The 24,354-nt window shown below is 45.4% G+C and carries 21 protein-coding genes and 2 tRNA genes; 8 read left to right on the forward strand and 15 right to left on the reverse strand.

Annotated features, from left to right (window positions below):
- Window positions 1-11: 11 nt before the first annotated feature.
- The 10 genes from ilvN to orn all read right to left on the reverse strand — a co-directional run bounded on the left by ilvN (window position 12) and on the right by orn (window position 11,511).
- Window positions 12-509 (reverse strand): acetolactate synthase small subunit, encoded by a 498-nt coding sequence (gene ilvN, locus MHM99_RS02885; protein ID WP_014975513.1) that lies wholly within the window; start codon window positions 507-509, stop codon window positions 12-14.
- Entirely contained in the window at window positions 509-2,227 is a 1,719-nt protein-coding gene (locus MHM99_RS02890; RefSeq protein WP_187446945.1) for an acetolactate synthase 3 large subunit, read from the reverse strand. The genes ilvN and MHM99_RS02890 overlap by 1 nt, the downstream gene beginning before the upstream one ends.
- Before the next feature lie 273 nt (window positions 2,228-2,500).
- Window positions 2,501-2,893, reverse strand: coding sequence for a DUF413 domain-containing protein (locus MHM99_RS02895; protein ID WP_014948082.1), 393 nt, complete (start codon window positions 2,891-2,893; stop codon window positions 2,501-2,503).
- 218 nt (window positions 2,894-3,111) lie between these two features.
- Complete coding sequence (locus tag MHM99_RS02900; RefSeq protein ID WP_187446944.1) at window positions 3,112-3,573, reverse strand: hotdog fold domain-containing protein; 462 nt, start codon at window positions 3,571-3,573, stop codon at window positions 3,112-3,114.
- A gap of 242 nt (window positions 3,574-3,815) precedes the next feature.
- On the reverse strand, window positions 3,816-5,810 hold the full coding sequence (locus tag MHM99_RS02905) for an alpha-amylase family protein (protein WP_239218058.1): 1,995 nt from the start codon (window positions 5,808-5,810) through the stop codon (window positions 3,816-3,818).
- A gap of 104 nt (window positions 5,811-5,914) precedes the next feature.
- Window positions 5,915-7,480, reverse strand: a complete 1,566-nt coding sequence (locus tag MHM99_RS02910; RefSeq protein ID WP_239218060.1) for a tetratricopeptide repeat-containing sulfotransferase family protein — start codon at window positions 7,478-7,480, stop codon at window positions 5,915-5,917.
- Between the two features lie 93 nt (window positions 7,481-7,573).
- Complete coding sequence (locus MHM99_RS02915) at window positions 7,574-10,045, reverse strand: TonB-dependent receptor (RefSeq protein ID WP_239218062.1); 2,472 nt, start codon at window positions 10,043-10,045, stop codon at window positions 7,574-7,576.
- Between the two features lie 614 nt (window positions 10,046-10,659).
- Window positions 10,660-10,735, reverse strand: a tRNA-Gly gene (locus tag MHM99_RS02920).
- A gap of 53 nt (window positions 10,736-10,788) precedes the next feature.
- Window positions 10,789-10,864: transfer RNA gene (locus tag MHM99_RS02925), tRNA-Gly, on the reverse strand.
- Between the two features lie 101 nt (window positions 10,865-10,965).
- A complete protein-coding gene (orn, locus tag MHM99_RS02930) occupies window positions 10,966-11,511 on the reverse strand; it encodes an oligoribonuclease (RefSeq protein ID WP_239218064.1) in 546 nt (181 codons plus the stop codon).
- 87 nt (window positions 11,512-11,598) lie between these two features.
- Between orn and rsgA the strand changes: the two genes are divergently transcribed.
- The 4 genes from rsgA (at window position 11,599) to MHM99_RS02950 (ending at window position 15,442) form a co-directional block, all read left to right on the forward strand.
- Complete coding sequence (gene rsgA, locus MHM99_RS02935) at window positions 11,599-12,642, forward strand: small ribosomal subunit biogenesis GTPase RsgA (protein ID WP_039225052.1); 1,044 nt, start codon at window positions 11,599-11,601, stop codon at window positions 12,640-12,642.
- Between the two features lie 248 nt (window positions 12,643-12,890).
- The gene (gene asd / locus MHM99_RS02940) at window positions 12,891-13,838 is read left to right on the forward strand and encodes an archaetidylserine decarboxylase (protein WP_239218066.1); all 948 of its coding nucleotides are present in this window, start codon (window positions 12,891-12,893) and stop codon (window positions 13,836-13,838) included.
- A gap of 3 nt (window positions 13,839-13,841) precedes the next feature.
- Window positions 13,842-14,717 carry a DMT family transporter gene (locus tag MHM99_RS02945; RefSeq protein ID WP_014948075.1) on the forward strand — a complete coding sequence of 292 codons (876 nt, stop codon included), beginning with the start codon at window positions 13,842-13,844 and terminating at the stop codon, window positions 14,715-14,717.
- Between the two features lie 32 nt (window positions 14,718-14,749).
- On the forward strand, window positions 14,750-15,442 hold the full coding sequence (locus tag MHM99_RS02950) for a glycerophosphodiester phosphodiesterase (RefSeq protein ID WP_039225148.1): 693 nt from the start codon (window positions 14,750-14,752) through the stop codon (window positions 15,440-15,442).
- 123 nt (window positions 15,443-15,565) lie between these two features.
- Here MHM99_RS02950 and MHM99_RS02955 read toward each other — a convergent pair whose 3' ends face one another.
- The 3 genes from MHM99_RS02955 to MHM99_RS02965 all read right to left on the reverse strand — a co-directional run bounded on the left by MHM99_RS02955 (window position 15,566) and on the right by MHM99_RS02965 (window position 18,345).
- Window positions 15,566-15,994 (reverse strand): MerC domain-containing protein, encoded by a 429-nt coding sequence (locus tag MHM99_RS02955; RefSeq protein WP_014948073.1) that lies wholly within the window; start codon window positions 15,992-15,994, stop codon window positions 15,566-15,568.
- Between the two features lie 155 nt (window positions 15,995-16,149).
- Complete coding sequence (locus MHM99_RS02960) at window positions 16,150-17,058, reverse strand: divergent polysaccharide deacetylase family protein (RefSeq protein ID WP_069943637.1); 909 nt, start codon at window positions 17,056-17,058, stop codon at window positions 16,150-16,152.
- 123 nt (window positions 17,059-17,181) lie between these two features.
- Entirely contained in the window at window positions 17,182-18,345 is a 1,164-nt protein-coding gene (locus MHM99_RS02965) for a peptidoglycan DD-metalloendopeptidase family protein (protein WP_039225056.1), read from the reverse strand.
- A 253-nt stretch (window positions 18,346-18,598) separates the two neighbouring features.
- Between MHM99_RS02965 and MHM99_RS02970 the strand changes: the two genes are divergently transcribed.
- The 4 genes from MHM99_RS02970 (at window position 18,599) to gpsA (ending at window position 20,911) form a co-directional block, all read left to right on the forward strand.
- On the forward strand, window positions 18,599-19,024 hold the full coding sequence (locus MHM99_RS02970; protein ID WP_014948070.1) for a rhodanese-like domain-containing protein: 426 nt from the start codon (window positions 18,599-18,601) through the stop codon (window positions 19,022-19,024).
- A gap of 12 nt (window positions 19,025-19,036) precedes the next feature.
- Entirely contained in the window at window positions 19,037-19,297 is a 261-nt protein-coding gene (gene grxC / locus MHM99_RS02975; RefSeq protein WP_014948069.1) for a glutaredoxin 3, read from the forward strand.
- Window positions 19,298-19,359: 62 nt separating this feature from the next.
- Window positions 19,360-19,869 carry a protein-export chaperone SecB gene (gene secB, locus MHM99_RS02980; RefSeq protein ID WP_014948068.1) on the forward strand — a complete coding sequence of 170 codons (510 nt, stop codon included), beginning with the start codon at window positions 19,360-19,362 and terminating at the stop codon, window positions 19,867-19,869.
- Window positions 19,870-19,879: 10 nt separating this feature from the next.
- Window positions 19,880-20,911, forward strand: coding sequence for an NAD(P)H-dependent glycerol-3-phosphate dehydrogenase (gene gpsA / locus MHM99_RS02985; RefSeq protein WP_014975504.1), 1,032 nt, complete (start codon window positions 19,880-19,882; stop codon window positions 20,909-20,911).
- A gap of 58 nt (window positions 20,912-20,969) precedes the next feature.
- On the opposite strand, the gene MHM99_RS02990 is transcribed toward gpsA, so the two are convergent.
- Window positions 20,970-22,379: a TolC family protein gene (locus MHM99_RS02990; RefSeq protein WP_239218068.1), complete on the reverse strand. Its 1,410-nt coding sequence runs from the start codon at window positions 22,377-22,379 to the stop codon at window positions 20,970-20,972.
- A 4-nt stretch (window positions 22,380-22,383) separates the two neighbouring features.
- Window positions 22,384-24,354: a MacB family efflux pump subunit gene (locus MHM99_RS02995; protein WP_239218070.1), complete on the reverse strand. Its 1,971-nt coding sequence runs from the start codon at window positions 24,352-24,354 to the stop codon at window positions 22,384-22,386.

Genomic DNA, 24,354 nt, shown 5'->3' on the forward strand with positions numbered 1-24,354 from the left:
CGGGAAAAAATTTAAGGACGAAGCGCCCTATCACCTCGAGCAAGCCCACACACACCGGTGCGCGATGATTCGATAATTTCAGCACACTGCCCCATAGTCGTGGCAAATGCATCTAGCTTGTCTGTGGTGCCCGTAATTTCAATGGTGTAGTTGTTTACGTTCACATCCACAATACGCGCACGGAAGATATCAGAGTTCCGCTTCACTTCAGCACGTACCGACTCTGTGCGAGTCGCGACTTTAATCAGCATAAGTTCGCGTTCAATGTGCGTACCTTCAGTAAGGTCTACCACTTTTAGCACATCAATAAGCTTATTCACTTGCTTAGTAATTTGCTCTATGACTTTGTCGTCGCCGTGCGTGATAATCGTTAGACGCGAAAGGCTCGCGTCGTCGGTTGGTGCCACACACAGTGAATCGACGTTGTAACCACGTTGTGAGAATACACCAACGATACGAGATAGTGCGCCAGGGGCGTTTTCCATTAATACAGAGATAATACGTTTCATCAGGTTCGCTCCGTCTTGCTTAAGCGCATGTCATCCATTGCGCCAAACTTAATTTGCATTGGATATACGTGTTCGTTTTGGTCTACTGCTATGTCCATAAACACTAAGCGATCTGTATAACTGAAACATTTCTCCATTGCTGCGTCTAGCTCGTCAAGCTTGTCTACTTTAATGCCCACGTGTCCGTAAGCTTCTGCCAATTTCACAAAGTCAGGCATTGAATCCATGTAAGAGTGTGAGTGACGTCCTTTATAAATCATATCCTGCCACTGACGAACCATACCTAGGGCACGGTTATTCAATGAGATAATCTTGATAGGCAGGTTGTACTGCAAACAAGTAGATAGCTCTTGAATATTCATTTGAATACTGCCGTCACCTGTTACTACCACAGAGGTTGAACCTGGGTGCGCAAACTGCACACCCATTGCAGCCGGTAAACCAAAGCCCATGGTGCCAAGACCACCTGAGTTGATCCACTGACGCGGTTTATCATAAGGGTAATAAAGCGCAGCAAACATTTGATGCTGGCCCACGTCAGAACTTACGTAAGCTTTACCGTCTGTGTGTTTGTACAAGGCTTCGATAACGCGCTGAGGCTTAATTACCTCTTCGCCCTGTGTGTAGTTTAAACACTCACGAGCACGCCATGTTTCTATCTGCTGCCACCAATCGGCTAGCTTTTCGCTTTGCCCAGATAAATCTTTCTTATTTACCTGACTTAAAATTTGATCAAGTACTTTATCTACCGAACCTACCACAGGAATATGCGCATTGACGGTCTTAGAAATTGATGCTGGGTCGATATCAACATGGATAATGTCTGCATGAGGGCAGAATTTATCAACGTTGTTGGTAACACGGTCATCAAAACGTGCACCTAGTGCAATGATGCAGTCGGCATTATGCATGGTTTTGTTCGCTTCAAGCGTACCGTGCATACCAAGCATACCAATGAATTGCTTGTGTGTTCCCGGCATAGCACCAAGACCCATTAGCGTACAAGTTACCGGAGCATTTAGCTTTTCAGCTAACTCAATAACTTTTTCTGATGCGTCGCACGCTACTGCACCACCACCTACATATAATACCGGACGTTCTGCTTTAAGTAGCGACTCAACTGCTTTCTTAACCTGCTTGGGGTGGCCCTTTTCGGTAGGGTTATAAGAGCGCATGGTAACGTCAGTTGGATACACATAAGGGTGCTCTTCCGCTACGTTAACAATATCCTTTGGTAAATCTACAACCACCGGACCAGGACGGCCAGTGTTAGCAATATAATAGGCTTTAGCAATCGCTTCTGGGATATCAACCGCGCGCTTTACCAAAAAGCTGTGCTTAACGATAGGGCGTGAGCACCCCACCATGTCAGTTTCTTGGAATGCGTCTTCACCAATATGCTTCGACGGCACCTGTCCCGATAAAATAACCATCGGAATAGAGTCCATATATGCAGTAGCAATACCTGTAATAGTATTCGTAGCGCCAGGACCTGATGTGACGAGCACTGTGCCGGTTTTGCCAGTTGAACGTGCATAACCATCCGCCATGTGGGCGGCTGCCTGTTCATGACGTACGAGGACGTGTTTGACATCATCTTGCGCAAATAACGCATCATAAATGTCTAATACGGCACCACCTGGGTAACCGAACACGTGTGTCACTCCTACATCTTTTAGCGCTTCAACCACCATGGCTGCGCCCGACATCATTTTCACAGTGCTTTCTCCTGTAATGGGTTGGGGGGTTTGTCAGCGTACGTTGACGATGCCCCGACTATATCTAAGGTAATAGGAAGATAAAACACCAAATTGCGCAAAAGTGAGATATATATCCCAATATTCGCAATAATTAGGATAAATATTTCGACTTAAGTGCAATTTTGACAGAAAATAGGATATTTATTTACACAATATTAACAGCGTAAACAATAAACATGATTGCTTTAAGAGAGGCGCCTTTACACGTTTTAGATGCATAAAGGCATAAGCTTAATCATCGAGGTCGATATCAAGATCACTGTTATCGCTCATATCGTCGTCATCGTCAACATCTTGTTCAGCAGCACGCTTAGAGCCATAAATACTTGCTGTTTTTGGACGGTTTATTCTGGCTTGGTATTTCAACCACGCTTTCTCTTGCGGTGTTGCAGGGTCTCGATGACCAAGAGCCGATTCCAAATAGGCTTGTTCTTCATCATTCTCTGGCGTAATTTTCCCGTCCACTAGTGCAGCGAACAAACTACCATGAGCCTGAAGAAGCTTACTTTCATTAATTGAAAAATCTCCTGAACGGGCAAAGCCGTACGGGTAATTTTTCTTATCTATAAAGGGTTTTCTTGCGACTTGCTCTTTTGTGATTACAGACATCTTAACCTCTTCCATCGCTAATACCTGCGTTGTAAACACAGACAAAATTGCAACACCAACTGTTGAATGAAATAGACTACTGATATAGCGCCTTAATCGCTTTCAAGGTTATTCTTAGTTGGATTTTTATTTTCTGTCAAACAGAAAAGTAGCTGTAGTAAAAACTTAATATTGAATGTTTTAAAAGAGCATAAAAAAGGCCGCAAGCGCGGCCTTTTATTATAAGCGGGATATCAGCGCTTTTCGCTTACCCAAACCGTAATGGTTCCGTCGACGACCACGGTGCCTTCAGCGTTATACGCCTTAACAGAAATAGGTAAATCACCTGGCTTCCATGCGTCAGCTGGCACTTCTGCTACACAACGAATATCTGAGTCTGCTTTCGCCGGATACTTTACTTCCATACCTTTTGGGATCCACCTGAGGTTTTTAGGTATGGATGCTTCACACATAAACCCCATGGCCATTTCCAGACCATTGCAAATAGCAATAACGTGAACCGTTCCAATGTGATTTTCTACCGCTTTACGTTTACTAATAAGCACTTCACAGTAGTTTGGTTTAATGTCTGAGATAAGTGGCGAAACGGTAGAAAAATAAGGTGCCCTGCGCGCTGAGTACCAGCTAAATAGCTTCTTGCCAAACGGAAGTTTCATGAATTTATTATAGGTATTTAATATATAGTTCTTTGACATAGTGTCCACGCTAGCTTCAATTAAGCCTTACAAAAGTTCGCCTTTACACAACGTAGATTACGTGTGTCGCCAATCTGGTTTGACCAGTTACATACCTATAAACATAATCGTTGTGTGAATGGGTTGCAACTTTTGAATAGCGGTAAACGCAAAAAGCAGCACACAGTGCTGCTTAACTATGTTTTTCTGCAGTGCAAGTAAGTAAGCGTTAATTACTTGCCAATTTTTAGAAAAATGACCAACTAAAAATTCTGCATTGTATAGGCGCTATCACCAAAAACGAAACGATTTACCTTGCCACATTGGGCAAAGTGATTACCTGATGAGTAAGGTGTATTGGACTGGTTTACGTCAGCTTCCCACCCCTGACCGTTTTTGATAAATGCTTTAAGTTCAAACCAGCCGTTTACTGTTTTACTACAATCCATTTCAACGTCTAGCATCCAATGGTGTGGTCCCCAAACATTGAGTGGTTCAAGTCCAAAACCGTCAGACGCCACGGCTTTTGTCTCGCCCCACTGCGCAGGCCAGTTATTCGTTGTCCAATCCATTGCACTTCCTTCTGCTTCAGTACTTTGTGCAGACTCAATACCATACCAATCAAGGAAGTTATCGCCCTGCTTCCATGGCGAAGTTGTCGCATTGCGCAGGTTGTTGTGCCTTACAGGAATGGCACATAAATAATTACTATCTGTGCAGGTCGTACCGAACACTGATGCTGCATAGCCATGATCGATCCCACCGCGAACAAACATATCTTGTCCACTTTGGGTTTCTGCTTCAATAAAGATCACGGTGCGCTGCCAATCTGCACCAGTATTATCTGTTGGATTAACCCGGTTTTCATGATGAATAGCAAGAGCATCCCATGGTGCAAGGTCAACGTTAACCGTACCATCGGCATTTACTGTAACGGTTTCTCCAGTGCACGAGCTGCCATCAGCTCTGAGGTTACCTTTTAATACATTACAATAGGTGCCGGGTTGCATGCTTGAGGCGAGCGACGTGTATAGCACGCTGTCTTCTTTATTAATGGCAACAAATCCTTTATCTCCGCGGCCAAAGGCAATCTGGTTGTTGTTATTCGACCACCAATTAGTTAGCGAAAAATTTGATGCAGTAGCGTTTCTAAACGCCATGGCACCAGCTATGTATGACCAACGATGTTCACACTTCCAGTTATTGCCAAAGCACTCCAATGTGCCATTGTTATGAACGGGGACGTTTGGCCCCCCCCTTTCAGTATCACCGCCAAAGTCGTAGCTCGACATTACCTTTGGATAACCATAGGGATAAGCAAGCATAAATACGTTGGCTAAATCGTACAGCCTGCCATCTTCAAACGTAATAACGTTACCGCCACCACCGTGGCCGCGCTGATTATCGTGATTGTCTATAAAAACCACAACTTTCGAGCTAGGCATAAAGCCCCAACCTTCCCCAAAGTTGCTCAGCCATGCTAGCTTGCCATTACGGAAAGTGTTGCCTATTTCAACGCTATACTTGAACTCAGTAACCAAACCATTTCCAAAGTATTCGTTGGCACTAATTGCTTCACCGCCTTGGTCAATGACTTCTTGAAAAACCAGTGGTGTGTTATTCAAACGCGCGACAATGCTATTGATATCTCCACTTGGCATGTGTTTACTTGCATCAAACCGAAAGCCTGCAACACCTAAACTAATTAAGTCGTTTAAGTAATTTACGATGGTGTCCTGTACATAAGTGCTGTCAGTATCTAAATCAGCTAAACCCACTAACTCGCAGTGCTGCACTTCGTAACGATTGTTATAGTTACTTATGGCACATGTCGGGTGAAAGTCGTTCGGCGAGTAAATAGGATATTGTTTAGCTCCGAATGTGTTACCCGCCGTTCCCGTTCCACTTCCAGCTGCCATGTGGTTTATTACCGCATCAACGTAAACATCAACACCGGACGCTTTGCACCGTTGCACCATATCAGCAAACTGAGCTCTGTTACCTCCGCGACTGGTAAGCTCATAACTTACCGGTTGATAACGTGCCCACCATTGAGACACCGTAATGTGCTCGTTAGGCGGAGACACTTGTACCGCGGCATAACCCTCAGGTCCTAGAAATGTTTCACATTCAGTAGCGATATCTTCCCATTTCCATTCAAATAAATGTACAAAAGTAGTGGGAGAAGCAATGGCACTGGTACTTATTGACAACGTAGACGAAAGTGCCAAAGCGGCAGCAGTAGAAGAGATTTTCATGGGTGTGTTCCTGCTTATTTTGTGAACACTAAGTAAGCCAGACGTTTCAAATTTGTTAAATATGCATACGTATGTAAGAACAAATGAATACGTATGCAGTGCCTTTATTGCGAAATCACTGCCTTAAGTACATCCAATTGCGGTTCATATCGTTTCCAGCGTCCAATAGACTTTGTATTAATTGGCTCTCGAACCTGCACTTTACTGGCGGTCGAAACAGGGAGCGTATTGTTTTCAACTTGTAGACATTGCGCTTCCCAAGGCAAGTTACAGAATGCCAATAGATCTTTGACTTCAGCTTGCGGATTCTGAGCAAGTTGCTCGTATGATTGCAGGCGAATAGCATTCGGATATGTATCAGCAAATTTCCTCACCCACTGTTCGAAGCTTTGATAAAGCTGTCCAATCACCTCAAGGTCGTAAGCGTAAGCGTAGTAAGGGCTGTGGATAGAAAACAACTGTCTGAAGTTACCTACGCAGGTATCCATTGGATTACGCAGCAAACAAACAATTTTTGCATTAGGTAGTGCCTGTCGAATTAGGTCGATATAGAAAAAATTGAATGGCAGTTTGTCGACTAAGTGCTTTGCCTCTTGTCGCAAGAAAGCCGTACGCTGAAGATAAAGCTCTCCAATTTTGGCCAAGTCACTCTGATATGCACTTTCAATGGTAGGCGTATCAAGCACTAGTTGGCTGCTAGTTTGGGTTACCTGTTTAACAGCAACGCCAAAGTCTTGTAGCTCTCCTCCAGAGGCAACTAACGAATGATGACTTAAAATACGCTCAACCAGTGTTGTGCCACTGCGCGGCATACCCACTACAAAAATGGGGGCGTCGCTTTGAGAAAGATTGGTGGAAAAAGCGTCCGAGCTAACCTGTGATTGCAAATTAGCATGAAGAGTATTAAATATTGCCTGATAATCTTTCAGCGTATTTTCACTACGTGCCTTCTGGGGCGCTTTCGCGTGTTGCAGGGATTCAAAAACACGAGTGTAATCACCTAGTGCTTCATACTCTTTCGCGAGAGCATGCCCTATGTGAAGTCGTGCATCGGGGTTTGCCTTTACTTTTTCCACTAAGGGCTCAAGTCGCGCTAAATGATTATTTTCACGCGAAATGCCGCCGAGATCAGACAGGGCAAAATGCGCCTGAAAGAAATTAGGCTCGTTATCGATGGCTTGTTCAAAATGCTTTCTGGCTAGCTCAAATTTTCCCGCAAACTTGCAGCTGACTGCATAGTTGTAGTGGTATTGCGGATTTGATGGCGCCAAAGCAAGGGCCTTTTCAAAATAGGCGATAGCATCCTCATGTAGGCCTACTCTCGATAATGAAACGCCAACCGTATCTAAGTCGAGAGCACGGGTAAGGCTCTTTACTGGCGAACGAGCCACACAGTCTAGCGCTTGCTGCATGTCGCCTTTTAACGCAAAGCATTTGGCCAGATAGGCAAAGGTAATTGAACGGTTTTCTATTTCGTTAGACTTAGTTAACAAGGCAATCGCCTTTTCTATCTGTCCGATTTCAACATGAATAATGCCAAGTAAAAAATAGGCGTGAGCATGCGGCCCGAATTGTTGAATCACTTCTACACAACAGCGGTGTGCTTGCTGATAATCACGTTGTGATAAAAACCTTACGGCGTCGTCTAAGCGAGTGTTACTTGTATTCATTTTTATCTTTTTTCAAAACCGTTTTAATACGAAAAAGGCGCTTACACGTTAAGCGTAAGCGCCTTTTTATTGTATCTTATAGCGATAACTATACTACATGCCGAATTGATACTTAAACATCAATCCCACAGTACGCGGTGTTAGCACATAATGGCCATAGTTTCGCTGTAACTCGATGCCATTTGGCTCTAGGGTGTCGTTAAACTGACCTAAACCAATATCGCCTACGTTACGACGAGTTGAAGTAAACGCATACTTATCGAATAAGTTGTCGATGTAGAGGGTTACCGACCAATCTTCATCTGAAATTGTCGCGTTCAAATTACTTACTGCGTAGCCAGGCAGCGCCTCACCATCTTGACGAAGGCCAACCGTGGTATACACATCGCTTTGCGCAGTGATACCGTAGTTCACATTCAACATTTTATCGTCAAATACTTCTTGGCTGTATGTGATACCGAATGAGAACTGATGCTCTGCAGTTCCCGGTAAACGGTCACCATCTTTACCATCGTAAAAGTCTTGAAGCTCTGTGCGTTGCTCATCAAACACACCAAATAAGAATGGTGCGTCTGCAGTTAATTCAGCTTGTGTGTAGGCGTATGTTGCATAAGTCGTGATATTGTCGCCAATAATGCCGCGAATCGAGAATTCCGCTCCCTTCGACTCCGCACCTTCAGCATTAACGATAATCGGCTGCTGACCATTGATTGTGGCACCCGACACCTGAGGGTCTTGCCAGTCAACGTAGAATAGCGCCGTATTCAGCTGAAGTTTGTTTCTGAAGAAACTGGTTTTAACGCCTAGCTCATAGTTAGTTGTGGTATCCGCCTCAAAGAGTTGTTCTTCAGGAGTAGCACAAACAATTTGGTTATTCAGATCATCGACATTATCTGGGCAAGCACCAACGCTGTTCGCGCCACCAATTCTGAAGCCTTCACTGATGGTCAAATAACCCATTGTGCTGTTCGTAAACTGATAGCTAGTGTTGAATTTGAATAACGTGCCGCTATCGTCAGCTTCTGTCTCACCATAATCTAGTACGATAGAGTCAGACGCTCTGCTTTCAAATACTGAGTTGTAAAGCGGTAAGTCGACAGCCGAGCGTGAATGCACATCATATTGGTATGCACGTAAACCTAATGTAACGTCCCAGTCGCTTGTTAGTTCGTAAGTAAGTTCTCCGAATAACGCTTTTTCAGTAACCTCGCTTTCGTCAACTGAGAAGTATTCAAGTGCATCTGGACGATAGTTACCGTCTACACCCCACACGTTAATGGCATAAACATCGAAGTTAGGTGTAAATTCTTTACTGCTGCCTTCACTGTCTAAGTCGTAATAAAAGCCGCCAATGATCCATGATAGAGGCCCACTGGTTTGAGAAACTAAGCGCAGTTCTTGCGTAAAAACTTCCCGTTCTTCCACTTCTTCCGTGTACGCCGAGAATGCTGGAAATTCTTCATAGCTGTAGTCTAAACGAATTAAAAGATCAGTTTGGTCACGTTGGCCGTTCGCGTCAAAGTTAGATAGACCGGTTGCAGATACTAATTCTGCAAAGCCCAGGTCAGCACTTACTTCTAAGCTTAATAGCTCGTCTTCTTTTTCACGCGGCTCTTCGTAGCGATAGGCTGATTCGTACTTGCCGATAACATCGCTTAAAGGATTTTCGTCCGAAAGCGCGTCGTAATGTGTGATAGAGCGACCTTCAACGTCCTGCTTTTGGTAAAAGTAAGTCAATGTGCTGTCAAACCAGTCGTTCGGCGCCCAGCGTACTGCAATACGGCCTGTTAGCGTATCTTTACCGTTAGCATCTTCAACACGACGTAGGTTGCTATTCACCTCTTCTTCATTAGACCAGTCTGGGTCTGGCAGTGACACACCGCCCTCTTTTACCACATAGTTGTAGTCAAGGAAGCCTGGGTTATTGAAATAGTTCAATGACGCGCGTACGGCTAATTCACCATCAATAATAGGTGCGTTGAAGACAATACTGCTTTCTCCACCTAGTGAATCGCTCTCGCTAATGCTGAACACATCACCCGTTACTTCCCCAGACATAAACTCTAAATCGACTTTCTTAGGAAGATAACGAATAGCACCGCCCAAGGTTCCTGCTCCGTAAAGCGTACCCTGCGGACCAATAAGAACTTCAACGCGATCTACGTCTACAAGACGCATATTCAGGAAAAGAGGGATATCACCAAAGTAGGTGGCTACCGTGCCGCCATTTGAACCAGGGCCTGATGAATTAGTATTTAGACCACGTACGATAATTGGAGAGTCGTTTCGTCCACCTTGATCTGTCACCGTAAGACCAGGTACCCAACGCGCTACGCCGTCAAGATCTTCAATATTCTGTTGGTCTAAAACGTCAGAGGTTAGCGCTGAGATATTAATAGGCACTTCTTGTAGGGTGCCGCTTCTGCGCGTTGCGGTTACTTCTACTTTTTCAATTTGTTTTTCGTCTACTGTAACCGTTTGGGCATATACGCTTGGGCTTGAGCAAGCGGCTAACACGGCGCCTGCTACAGCGGAAATATGGAAAGGAGCACTCTTACTATGCATGTTCTCTCTCTTAAAATGGACATTGCTAAAAACCACTAGCCCATTCCATAGGAAAAAACAGAGTCCTTCTAATTAAGCGTTTTAGCGTGAATTGGGTAAAAATGTGTACCGGCTCGTTCTTTGTAGCGTTCTTATTATTATTCATTGCTACTCAGTGAAAAGGGCCTAGAACCCAAGACTCAGCAGAATACGTGCCGGAATTTGCGCGCATTCTAATATAAAGAACGTCAAAAGCCAGAGCAAAACAGGATATTTATTCATTTAAAATGCAAATAATCCCACAACGCGTTGCGCATTGGGGCGGCCCCACTTTATGAGAGCTCATAAAATAATTACTTTTAACTGAAATATCATAGCCTTATAGAAATAGACACATAACTATATTAAAGTCGCACGACTTTGGTGCGTGAAAAATCGAATTTATACCCAGAATCAGTGCAGGGTTTTGTGGGAAAGGAAAGCTTAGAGGAACACCGTTCGATACAAGTGAATTTGGAGCGAGAAACAGATTTGTTCTCGTTGTGAAGCAATGGCCGACACTCGGTCGCGGGCCCATAAAGGGGGCGCATAGATTCAACCTCACTGGCTGTTATAAAAGTAGGAGTATAAAAATTTGGAGCGGGAAACGAGATTCGAACTCGCGACCCCGACCTTGGCAAGGTCGTGCTCTACCAACTGAGCTATTCCCGCATAGAGTCGATGCTGTGCATCTTATAGGCAATCTAGAGACCTAGATTAAAATTTGGAGCGGGAAACGAGATTCGAACTCGCGACCCCGACCTTGGCAAGGTCGTGCTCTACCAACTGAGCTATTCCCGCAACAAAAGAGGTACTTCGTTTGAAGTGGTGCGCATTTTACAAAAATTTTGGGGTAACGCAACCTTTAATTCTACTTTTTTTGCACCTCAATGTTTGAATGCTTAAATCGTAAACACTTTCTCACGATAATAACGCATTTCTTCAATAGACTCGCGAATATCATCTAACGCCAGGTGTACGCCTTTCTTTTCGAAACCGTCTAAAATTTCAGGCTTCCAGCGGCGCGTTAGTTCTTTTATTGTACTTACATCAATATTTCTATAATGGAAGTAAGCTTCAAGCTCGGGCATGTACTTAACCATGAAGCGTCTGTCTTGCCCTATGGTGTTTCCACATAGCGGTGACTTGCCTGCATCTACCCATTGCTCTAAAAAGGCAATAGTTTGCGCTGATGCTTCTTCAACACTTATTTTACTTTCTCGGCAACGTGCAGTTAGCCCACTTTCTCCATGAACTCGTGTACACCACTCGTCCATATTGTTTAGCACGTCATCACTTTGATGTACCGCTATTACGGGGCCTTCAGCCAATATGTTTAGTTGTGCATTGGTAACAATGGTCGCAATTTCCATTACTACACAGGTTTCAGGATCTAACCCTGTCATTTCCATGTCTATCCAAACAAGGTTACTGTCGTGTTTACTCATTACTTTCCTCTTTGCGCTACAGACATGGCAACCATGCCCTACAAACGGTATTATTGACCATAGTATACGTGAAACTAGAAAAGAATCGTGGCGAAAAAACCAAAACTTACACAACGACAAAAACGACAAGTTGCAGCTAACAGAAGCAAACGCTTGCGTGAAAAGCACGCATCAAAGGGCGCGGCGAACCTTGATGAAAGCACGCTAGAAAGCGGTACGGTAATTGGTCGCTTTGGTAAACACGCCGACGTTGAAGACGCAAACGGCGCAGTATCTCGCTGCCACATTCGCCGCACGGTAGACTCTGTAGTGTGTGGTGACAAGGTGTTTTTCAGTAAAGGGGATGACGCTGAGTCAGGTGTAAGTGGGGTTATTGAAATTGTAAAAGACAGGCACTCTGTCCTGACTCGCCCAGATTATTACGACGGTATTAAACCCATCGCCGCGAATATCGACCGTATTATAGTGGTTAGCGCTATTTTACCCACCCTTTCACTGAATATTATCGACCGTTATCTCGTTGCCTGTGAAGACATTGGTATCACGCCGCTTATCGTTCTTAATAAAGTAGAGCTGCTCAGTGAAGAGGAACGCGCAACCGTTACAGAGCAGCTTAAAACGTACGAAAATTTAGGCTACGAAGTGCTGTTTACCAGTTGTAAAACCGGTGAAGGCATTAGCAAACTCAATGAATACCTTAATGATAACATCAGCGTTTTCGTAGGGCAGTCCGGCGTTGGCAAATCGAGCCTTATAAACCAAGTTCTGCCAGACGCCGATGAATTAACCGGCGATATTTCAGATAACTCGGGACTAGGTCAACATACAACGACGGCGGCCAAATTGCTTCACTTGCCAGCCGGCGGTGATTTGATTGACTCTCCCGGGGTACGTGAATTTGGCTTGTGGCACATTCCTACCGAACGTATTACATGGGGCTTTATTGAGTTCAGAGATTATTTGGGCGGCTGCAAATTCAGAGACTGCAAGCACTTAAATGATCCGGGGTGCTTACTAAGAGAAGCTGTAGAAGAAGGAAAAATTAGCGCAGAACGCTTCGACAGCTACCATAGAATATTAACCACCATGGAAGAGCAGCGCCCTAGTCACAGCCAGCCTCCCGGGGCATAACAACTGCCACTAGGTTTCAACCTCACTGGAGCGCTAAACTCGTTGGAGCGACCGAAGAAGTACACGCACTACTTACGCGTAATAGCCGTCACTAACTCGGCGATTTATTCTTTTGGTGTGAACCACGTGCTTATGCTTTTGTGTAAGCACTCATAACCCTAAAGTTGCCCTTAATACCACGACTTACTATACAATAACGCTATCTATGCAATGCGTTATTGCTTGCATAAAAGAAACGGAGATATTTTGTGTTAGATTGGCTTAAAGTTAATTTACAATACGTTACACCAAAGCACCTGCTTTCACGCCTTGTAGGCAAACTTGCAGAAGCAGAAATGGGTAGCGTTACGACATTTTTCATCAAGGCGTTTATTAAGCAATACAACGTTGATATGTCAGAAGCGCTGCATGAGGAACCAGAGCATTATAGAAGCTTTAATAAGTTCTTCACCCGCCCGCTTAAACCTGAAGCGCGCACCATTGACGAAAACAATGACGTACTTATCCATGCTGTTGACGGTACGGTAAGTCAGTTTGGCGATATCCATAGCGACAGTATTTTTCAGGCGAAAGGCCATGACTTTAGCCTAACTACATTATTAGGTGGCAAGCCAGATGTAGCTGCGCCATTTAAAAATGGTAAGTTTGCTACCATTTATCTTGCCCCTCGTGATTATCACAGAATTCACATGCCTGTTGAGGGCACGCTTACTGATATGCTGTATGTGCCGGGCGAACTTTTTTCGGTAAATCCTCTTACAGCACAAAATATTCCAGGTCTGTTTGCACGTAATGAGCGCGTTGTGGCGCTGTTCGACACGCCTGTAGGCAAAATGGCGATGGTGCTTGTGGGCGCAACCATAGTGGCAAGCATTGAAACTGTCTGGGCTGGCACGGTTACGCCACCTGCGGGTAAAAACGTTCAGCACTGGTCATATGAAAAAGACAGTGAAGCAGCAGTTTTCCTTGAAAAAGGTGCCGAGCTAGGCCGCTTCAAGCTAGGTTCGACCATTGTGGTGTGTTTCGAAAAAGACATGATTGATTTTGAAGACCTCGCCCCTGGTATGGTTACACGCCTTGGTGAGCCTATGGCGCTTAAATCAACCGCACAGGCTACGGCTAAAGATACGCACGTTAGCGATGAAACAGCCAGTGACGAAAAGAACGAGGCTTCTTCAGAGGGCGCTGACAGCTAATTTATGGATGCTGTTAAAAAAAGCCTGATCTCACTTCATTTCACGGTAATTTTACTTGGTGGTACAGCCCTTTTCTCTCGGCTTGTACCACTTAGCGCCAGTGATATCACTCTTGTTCGTTCAGTATTTGCCTGCATAGCGTTGTTTGCCTTTTTGAAATTGGCGAAGAACAAAATAAAGCTGAATTCAAAAAAAGACTACGGCGTTGCCCTCGGTTTAGGCGTGTTGATGGCACTGCACTGGGTCACCTATTTTGCCGCCATGCAATATGCTGGGGTGTCTGTTGGCATGATTGCCCTTTTTACCTTTCCTGTAATCACGGTACTTATCGAGCCTTTCTTTGAGCGGGTAAGGCTGGTCTGGCAGGATATCGTATCTACCGTCACGGTGGTCGTTGGCGTTTATTTAATAGTGCCAGAGACATCACTGGAAAATGACATTACCCTTGGCGTTCTTATCGGTATTGCTTCCGCCATCTTGTATTCGTTTAGAAACCTTATTCATCGTAAGCACTTTAAGCACTACAGCGGTGCGCAAGCCATGGCGTGGCAGACCTTGGTTATCAGCATTCTAATGTTGCCGGTAGGCAGTGCAGCAATAACCTCAGCGTCTACTAGTTCTTGGCTAATGCTATTGCTTTTAGGTACCGTATTTACTGCGCTTCCTCATGCACTTATTGCTGCGAGCCTACGTCACCTTAGGGCAAAAACGTTTTCGCTCATAGCCTGCATGCAGCCTCTTTATGGCGTTTTCCTTGCTATTATTCTGCTTAACGAAAAACCTGGTTTAAGTGCGTTGTTAGGTGGAATTCTTATTACGTCAGCATCAGTTTATGAAACACTCAACACGCATAAGTTGCATAATGCAAAAGATGATTAAGCCGTGTTGTGATCTTTAAGGAAGAAATGTCTATGCTCATTTTTGCTCACCGAGGTGCCAGTAAAGCCGCCCCAGAAAACACAGTAAAGGCATTTAAACTGGCTTTCGAACAACGTGCCGATGGCATTGAGTTTGATACCTATCAGCACGAAAGCGGCATTATTGTTTTTCACGATAGAACACTTACGCGCAGAGCACGGGAATCCGGCTATTTACTTGACGTACCGTGGCAATCCCTTACAGAAATGGACATTGGGGATGGAGAGCGCATACCGACCCTGACCGAAACACTGAATTGTGTTCCAAAAGACAAGTGGTGCAATATTGAGATAAAACACTTACGCGACGTAGACAGCTGGATTAAAGACGTTAAAGCGGCGGTACAGCAAAGCGGCATTAATGCTGAAAAGCTACTTATCTCTTCATTTAACCATCACTGGCTTCAAGCTATTGCGCTTAAGTGGCCCGAAGTGAAGATCGGCGCCTTATCTGCAAGCTACGAGCTTGACTGTACGGCGAGCGCCCGGGCTCTGAACGCTTATTCCGTAAACATTGCATTAGACGCCGTTGATAAGCAGTTTGTGCAAACGGCGCAGCAAGACGGATTTGACGTATTCGTTTATACCGTAGATGAGCCGAGAGACATGCTTATGCTTAACGAGTGGGGAGTGACGGGCATATTCACTAACGTGCCCGATGTAGCGCTTAGTGTGTTGTCGCATTAACCCCTACTTTTTCAATGCGAAAAGTCTGTAGAACGCGTATCTGATACAGACTCACACTATAAAAAAACGAGCCATTGGCTCGTTTTTTTTTGGAATGCTTTACTTGAATTGCAGCTTAGTTGACTACTTAAATTCAGTTGAAAGGTGGTCTGAAAACACCGTATTCTTGCAGCACTTACATTGTCTACACAATCGCATATTCACCCAGTGGCCGGCTACAATTAGCGCTGCACCTATCGCGATGGTAAAGGGTTCGTAGTGATGCCCAAAAATATCTTTGTGCCAATAAATAGCGCCACCCGTAAACAGCAATGCAAGCGGGTAGTATTTGCCATGATAGCGAATTGCACCGCTAACCAAGGCGACTGCACCTACAATTAACGAAAAGGTTAATATCGTTCTTTCGAACCACACTTGTGCAAAAAAGCTAGAACCGATCAGCGGCAGCAGAGGCACCAAAACAGGTAGCGCGAGGCAATGCAACGCACACAAGCTCGACACCCAAATGCCAAGTTTGTCTAGTTTTGTTGGATTCTCGTCAATTGGAGTCATTACCCTAATTACCACCGTGAAAAAATGAGTTCGCGAACTATTCGCCAGAGACGTTATATTATAACAGACTCACAGAAATGAGAAACGTTCCCACATTAAATTTTGATCTTAACGAGATGAAAATGAACTAACTACGTATAAAATGGGAAAAAAAGCTATTCGTTTGGCGCTGTGCCTAAGCGCTCAGCAACGCCTTTTTCTGCGGAGCTGTGCATTAGCCCACTGCTGTGTAAGGCATTTTCTTCGGTCATGCTTACCTTGCTATCCTTCACATCGGCGTTATTGAGCGAAGCGGTTTGATCGCGCTCTTTACCAAACTGCTTGGCCACTTTCGGCGCATGTGAAAAATAGTCGGTTACTGAGGTAAGGGTTAAACCTTCTTTTTCAAGTGAGGGTATATGAGTTTTCAAGAAATCGACGGTTTCTGGGTGGGGATGACCAATAACCACAACGTGACCATTCTTTTTAGCAATACGTTTCATGTGGTTGAACTGCTTAAGTAGGAATGCAGGCTCAAGCTTATGGTCCAGAAACACCTGTCTGCTTGCGCTAGGCACACCTAACCGCTGCGCAATTTCTTCACCTTTTGTGAGTACCGTGGTTCGGCTATCCACAAAAAATAAGCCTTGCCGCTTCACCTCTTTTAAGAGCGCTTCCATTCCTTTTTGCTGCCCCGTGAACGCACTTCCCATATGATTATTCACACCAACCGCGTTCGGCACGCTCTTCATTGCCTTTCGCAAATTGTAAGTAATGGCACCTGCGAACATGTCAGTGGTTAACCCAAGGGGCCCCATGTTCTTTCCACTTTGCGCCTGCATAGGCATATGCAGCATAACGGCCCTGCCTTCTTGCTCAGCGCGGAGCGCAATTTCAGAAGCCAGCGGCGTTTGCGGAAGTATAGAAAAGGTAATTTCTTTAGGGAGAGAAAAAGCAGCGACATCGGACGGCCTGTATCCCAGGTCATCTAATATTATAATTATGTCTGACTTTGCTTTTACTTGAAGGCTAGTTAGCCCGCATAAAACAAAGATTATACAAGGCATTAGCAGACGCAAAAGCATCTAAGTCACATCCGTTTTTCATCATTATTATTAAGCGCACACTACACAATGCTGTGTTTTTTCTAGAATACCAACAACTGATTCAGTTTCAACTTAGTTTCTGAAAATCTAAAATTAACCTGCCTAGTCTAGCCAAGAGCTTGGATTTAGCGCCTTGCCTTTATGACGAATTTCAAAGTAAAGGTTAGGATATTCCTGACCACCACTTCGGCCCACAAGGGCTATGCGTTCACCTTGCCTGACATCATCGCCAGCTTGCTTGAGTAACGCTTGGTTGTGACCGTAAACACTCATATATCCTTCGCCATGATCGACAATAGCGACCAGACCAAATCCGCGCAACCAATCGGCGTACAACACTTTTCCAGGCGCAATGCTGTTTACAGGGTCGCCCTCGGCACCATCTATCACAATGCCTTTCCAAGACACTTGCCCTTGGCGGCGACTACCGAATAAGTTTCGTATTCTGCCTTTTACAGGCGCTGCCAGCTTACCTTTTAATTTGGCAAGTCCATCCATACTCACTTCGGCTTCACGGGCAGCCCGTTCTGCGGCAATCCGCGCAGCTTCAATAGCGTCTTTCAGCGCTTTTTCATCAGCTTGTAGCGACGCAATACGCTGGTTTTCAGAGGCTATGGTTTTGTTTATTTTCTTAAGCGTTGCTTTTCTATCGTCCTGGCGGGTTATAAGTACTGCTCGCTGACCTTCTTGCTCATCTTTCAAAGCGGCAAGTGACAAGGCTTTTTCGCTAAGCTCTGCGTTAACTTCTTCAAGCCTAGCAACATTGCCCCTAAAGCTCTCAATCTCTTTTTGGCGCGCTTTTGCCACGTATTGATAATAGGTAATGACACGCTCGAAGGTTCGCGCGTCATCTTGGTAAAACAGCATTTTCGCGTAGTCGTAATGCCCCGCCATAAATGCACTTTTAAGCTGGCTCGATAAAAGTGACTGCTGTTTACGGATAGCCGTTTTAAGCCCTTCTTGTTCTTCTTCGAGCTTCGCTTGTTCTTGCTCAATATTTTTAAGTGACTGTCGGGTGCTGGATAGTGCTTTCGCCACTTTAGCGATTTCGAGTTCAGAGGCCTTCAGCACATTTTCCAATTCCTGTGCACTGGCTCTATTGTTCTCTAATACTTGCTGTCGAGCGCGCAATTCGGCCTGTAACTCAGCTAATTTTTCTTTTTGACTATTCGCACCGCCTTCTTGTGCAATAGCACTACTTCCAATCGGCATAATTGCAAGGGCAACTATGCACCCAATGATTGAAAGAAATAATCGTACTGACATACGTGCGCCTAGAACCTTAACTTTTTCATTGATGACTTAATGTGTTTCATCGTTGCTGTTAACAACGTTTTCCAGTGTATCTGACGCTCCTCCATATGCCCAGTGCAATTTGTTCGTAATATCAATCATCTAAAGTATTTAGCGCAAACCCGCTATGACTGACATTCATCATACTGAAAGGTAAGCTGGTTTCTCGCCCATTTTTCTATATACTTTGCACTCTTTTCATGGTCTGTAGACAGGGTTAGAGGTAATGGATCAACTAATTGAATTTGCTAGCAACAACTTTATTCTTGCTGGTATTTGGGTTGCGCTGATTGCCATGTTGATATTTAGCTATATCAGTGCATGGACATCTTCAGTAAAAGAATTAAGCACGCACGAAGCAACGGTTTTAATGAACAAAGACGATGCGATAGTGCTAGATACACGCCCTGCGAAAGAGTTTAAAGCTGGCCATATTTTGGGTGCCAGACAAATTAAACCTGAAGAGTTGCGTGAGAAAAACTTCAAGAAACTTGAAAACAGTAAAGACAAACCCATTATCGTAGTATGCGCTATGGGTAATCAGGCTCGTGGTACAGCAAATGCGATGCTTAAAGATGGTTTCGCGAATGTGAGTGTATTAAAAGGCGGAATGAACGCGTGGCAAAGTGCCAGCCTTCCCGTTTCTAAATAACAGGTAACCTTTATGAGCAAAGTAGAACTTTACACCAAGGGCCACTGCCCTTACTGCCACCGTGCAAAAGCATTGCTAACGCAAAAAGGTGTAGAATTTATTGAATACCCAATAGATGTTAAGCCTGAACTGCGCGACGAGATGATTGAACGCGCAAACGGCGGCTGGACTGTTCCGCAAATTTTCATTGACGATCAGCACGTTGGTGGCTGTGACGATATGATGGCTTTGGAAGCACAAAGCAAACTAAATCCAATGTTGGGTTTGGCGTAAAGCGTCAGCGCATACAGCAACGCACTACATTAAATTAAAACGACAATTAAATAGGAAATACCATGGCTGACGAAAATCAGACAAATAACGGCGAAGCAGCGGGCGCACAAGCGCAACAGAGTGCTCAGTTCAATATTCAGCGCATCTACACAAAAGACATTTCTTTTGAGTCTCCAAACGCGCCAGCTATTTTCACTAAAGAGTGGAAGCCTGAAATTAAGCTAGACATCGACACTAGCACTAACAAGCTAGAAGAAAATGTATTTGAAGTTGTACTTTCAGTTACCGTTACGGCAACGCTTGGTGAAGAAACAGCATTCCTTTGTGAAGTGCAACAAGCAGGTATCTTCGCTATTGGCGAAATGCCAGACCAAAACAAAGCGCACACGCTGGGCTCGTTCTGCCCGAACATGCTTTTCCCATATGCGCGTGAAACCATTTCTAACTTGGTTAACCGTGGAACATTCCCTCCACTTAACCTAGCGCCTGTAAACTTCGACGCTATCTTTGCAGCTTACGTGCAAAAACGTGCACAGCAAGCGCAGGGCGAAGCGCCAAAAATGGACGCCTAATTAGGTGAACATGAAAGGCGTGGACATGAAGTCGCATTCGGTTTCAGAGTCTGTTTCAGTATTAGGGGCGGGGTCTTACGGCACCGCCCTTGCTTTTTGTCTTGCCAGAAATGGCAACCCCACACTGCTTTGGGGCCGTGATGAAAAGCACATTGCCGAAATGGAAGCGAACCGAGAGAATGCTCGTTATCTTCCAGGCGCAACATTTCCAGATGCCCTAGTGGTAAATGCCAACTTAGAAGAAGTGGTAGCCGCCAGCCAAGATATTTTAGTGGTTGTACCTAGCCATGCATTTGCGGCTATGCTTCAAAGCTTAAAGCCATTGCTTAAACCGCATCAACGCATTATTTGGGCGACCAAAGGACTTGAGCCAAAAACGGGCCGTCTGCTTCGCGATGTGGCAGAGGAAATACTGGGTACCGACTATCCCCTAGCCGTGTTATCAGGCCCTACTTTTGCTAAAGAAATGGTAGCAGGCTTACCTACTGCAATTTCGCTGTCTTCCACTGACGATACGCTGAGTGACGAATTTGCAGCAAAGCTGCATTGCGCAAAGTCGTTCAGAGTATACAAAAACTCAGACTTTACTGGCGTTCAGCTTGGTGGTGCGGTTAAAAACGTTATCGCTATAGGCGCGGGCTTAGCCGATGGCCTTGGCTTTGGTGCAAACGCGCGAACGGCGCTGATCACCCGAGGTTTAGCAGAGCTTACCCGTTTGGGCGTGAAGTTAGGAGCCAACCCAGAGACCTTCATGGGCATGGCAGGCCTTGGCGATTTAGTTTTGACTTGCACCGACAATCAATCGCGCAATCGTCGCTTTGGGCTGGCTTTGGGTCAAGGCAAGAGTGTCGATGTTGCTATTGACGAAATCGGACAGGTGGTTGAGGGATATCGCAACACTGAAGAAGTGCACATTTTATCTAAGAAAGTAGGCGTAGAAATGCCTATTTGTGAACAAATTTATGCTGTGCTTTATCACGGAAAATCCCCTAAAGAGGCGGCCTTAGCTCTGCTTGGTCGAGACCTCAAAAAAGAAGCCTAATGCACAAAAAAGCCCTGTTCACAGGGCTTTCGTATTGCTGCTTGAGAAAATCTAAAAGCTATGACGAAGTGATGTCGGCGCCTGCGCTTTCTCTGTAGGTGGCAATGACAGAAGAGAGTACGGCTTGATAGCTACTGATCACAGATTGCCTAGCCGAGAAAAAGCTACGTTGAGCATTAAGCAAGTTCAGAAAGTCAGTGTCACCAGCTTTGTAGCGAATATCCGCAAGATGATAAAGCTGCTGATTGTTCTCGAGCGAGGCTAAAGCGTAGCGGTAGTTTTGTTTATTGAATACTAAGTTAGTTTGGCTGTTTAACAACGCTTCTATCGCGCTAAGCACCGTCTGCTGATACTGTAAAATCGCCAAATCAACATCCGTTTTTGCCGCCTTCTCTGCAGCTTCTAACCGTCCCCCGTCGAACAGGGTTGCTGCTGAGCTTACTGCTGCGCCTAAGGTCCACCCTTGCGCTAAATCTAAAAGATCACTCACACCAATATCTGCACTTAAGCTCATGCCTGGAAGACCTGCCACTGACGCTTCGTAAAACGCTAAATCAGCCTGCTTAAATTGCGCTATAGCTAACTGAACATCTGGACGCTGCTTCAATACCTCAGCGCTTAATATAGGTGCCACTTCGGGCAGTGAAAAATCGGTTAGCGAAAGGGAAAGCAGCGCTTTTTGTTCAGGCGTATTAAATTGCATAGATTCATTACCTAACAATACCGCTAATGCCCGCTCATTAAGCGTTAAACTATTGCTCAGTCGCAGCACCTCCGACTGAGCAATGATCAAGGTATTGCGCTGCTGGGAAACCTCAATACCTGAGGTATCCCCCTCTTCAAAGCGAATTTGAACTAGGTTTAGCAGCGCTTCGCTAATCTCAACGTTTTGCATCGCAATAGACAGCCGCGACTGCAGTGAAATCTGCTCAAGAAGGGTATTTATAAACAACGCCTGGGTGTCTAACAGCGCATCGGTAAACTGATACTGTGCAGTATCGATACCTAACTGACGACTGCGCTGCTGAGCTTCTCGTGTACCCCATATGTCCGCGTCATAACTCAACCCCAGTCCACCTGAGGTAGAGTGGCTTGAACGGCCACTATCTAGGTCTCTTCCACTGCGTCCAGATGTCCTCGCCGTTATAGTCGGAACGTCACCTGCATTAACTTGTGCTAATAGAAATTGCGCTCGTTTTACCCTCTGCTCGGCTTGATTAAGGGTTAAATTTTGGCTTTCAAGCGTCTTCATAACGGGCGCAAGTTCAGCCACCTCGAACACCTTCCACCATGATGTTGTTATTTGACTAGTCGCGTCCACAGACTTCGCTTTTTGTAGCGCCTGCGTGTCAGTTTCGGGCAACGTTGTAGAAGGTGAATAAGCGCAGCTTGCGGTCAGCACGATACAAGAGAACGCGCACAGTAGTGAACGAGCGGCAAGAGGCACAGAAAAACGAAAAGAATGCATGGCGTTACTCCTCTGCCAACGCGTCAATAGGATTAAGCTTTGATGCTTTTTGAGCAGGGGCATAACCAAAAATGAGCCCTACAGCGAGAGATGTGACAAAAGCCAAAACGGGCGGCATTAGCGTGTAGGCGACAGGCACACTGAATGAAGCAACGATAAGGACAACAAAATAGCCCAGAAGAATGCCGAAGATACCACCCAAGATACACACTACCCATGCCTCGATATTGAACTGGCGCAATATATCGCGAGGTTTTGCGCCTGTGGCGATGCGTAGTCCAATCTCCCTCTTACGCTCAGATACGTTGACCAGCATGATATTCATTACACCGATACCGCCAACAAACAAAGATATAGCAGCAACAGACGCCAAGAGCCAAGTTAACGTGTCTTGCGTTTCCGTGACCGCCTCTACCAGTGACTCTGTGGTACGCACCATCACGTCTTCTTGTCCGTGACGTTCTACCAACAGTGCCAACACATCGTCTTTTACCTGAGTGGCTACTTCGGTACTTTCTGCCTTTATGGTAATGCTGCTTAAGTAATCCCGACCAAATACCTTCAAACGACCAGTTGTAACCGGAATGAGTACTTCGTCATCCATATCGTTACCACCTGCACTGGCGCCCTTAGAATGAAGTACACCTACGACCTGATAAAAGGCATTTTGCATCAAGATGTACTCGCCTACTGCCCGATATTTATCTTCAAACAGGGTCTCAGCTACCGTATCTCCAATTACCACCACCGGTGCATAATTTGTTACGTCTTCATCGCTGAAAAACACGCCCTGCGCCATTTCCCAGTCTTTAGCATGAAAGTAGTCAGGTGTGGTGCCTGTAATACGTCCTGAAAAATCGTTTTCGCTGTATCGGATGGTTGCCCTTGCACTTCTTTCCGGCGCGACATAAGCCACACCCGGAACACTTTTCAATGCAGTGGCATCGGCTAACGTCAGCGATGCAATATCACCGGATGAGCGCATGTTTCGTCCACCCGGCCTAATCGAAATCAGGTTCGTGCCAATGGTTTCAATACGCTCTAGTACCTGCTGTTTACCTCCCTCACCGATGGCCATCATGGTCACCACTGCCGCTACTCCAATAATAATCCCCAAGAGTGTGAGCAAGGTTCTAAACCAATTCATTCTAAGGGCAGTGAACGCCATAGATAGGGCTGAAAAAAGTGAGATACTTGGAAAAGGTTTAATTGCCGCTACCGGTGTGGGCTCTTGAGAATGTGCGTGCTGTATCGAAGCCGCATTCTTTTCAACTGATTCACTTGTGCTAGGCGCAGCGGTTTTGGTATCTGTTACAATTTTCCCATCAAGCAAGTGTATTTGCCTGTCGGCATGTTCAGCAACCGCGCTATCGTGGGTGATAAGAATAATAGTCACCCCTTCCGCGTGAAGCTCGCGAAGCAATGCCAGTAACTGCTCTCCGCTGGCCGAGTCAAGCGCCCCGGTGGGTTCGTCGGCTAGTATTACTTCTGCACCATTAATTAAGGCTCGCGCTACCGAGACACGCTGTTGTTGGCCACCTGAAAGCTCTCCGGGTTTGTGCTCTTTTCTGCTTGAAAGGCCAAGTTTATCAAGCAGCTGTTGCGCTTTTTGAGTGCGATCTTCACTAGACGTACCGCTGTATATTGCTGGCAGTGCCACGTTTTCAGTGGCGTTTAGCGACGACAGTAGCTGATAGCGTTGGAAAACAAACCCGAACGTTTTCAAGCGAAGGGCAGAAAGTTGATCGGGATTTAGCGAGGATACTGACTGTCCGTGGATACGGTACTCCCCTTCTGAAGGGGTGTCTAAACATCCTAGGATATTCATCAAGGTCGACTTTCCTGACCCGGATTGCCCCATAATGGCGACAAATTCACCCTTATCGATTGATAACGAAACGTTATCCAATGCGGTGACTTCAAACCCTTCTGTTTTGTAGCGACGTGATACGCCATTAAGCTTTATTAACGACAT

It is taken from the genome of Alteromonas sp. MmMcT2-2 (genome assembly GCF_022348305.1).
GTDB classification, from domain to species: Bacteria; Pseudomonadota; Gammaproteobacteria; order Enterobacterales; family Alteromonadaceae; genus Alteromonas; species Alteromonas macleodii.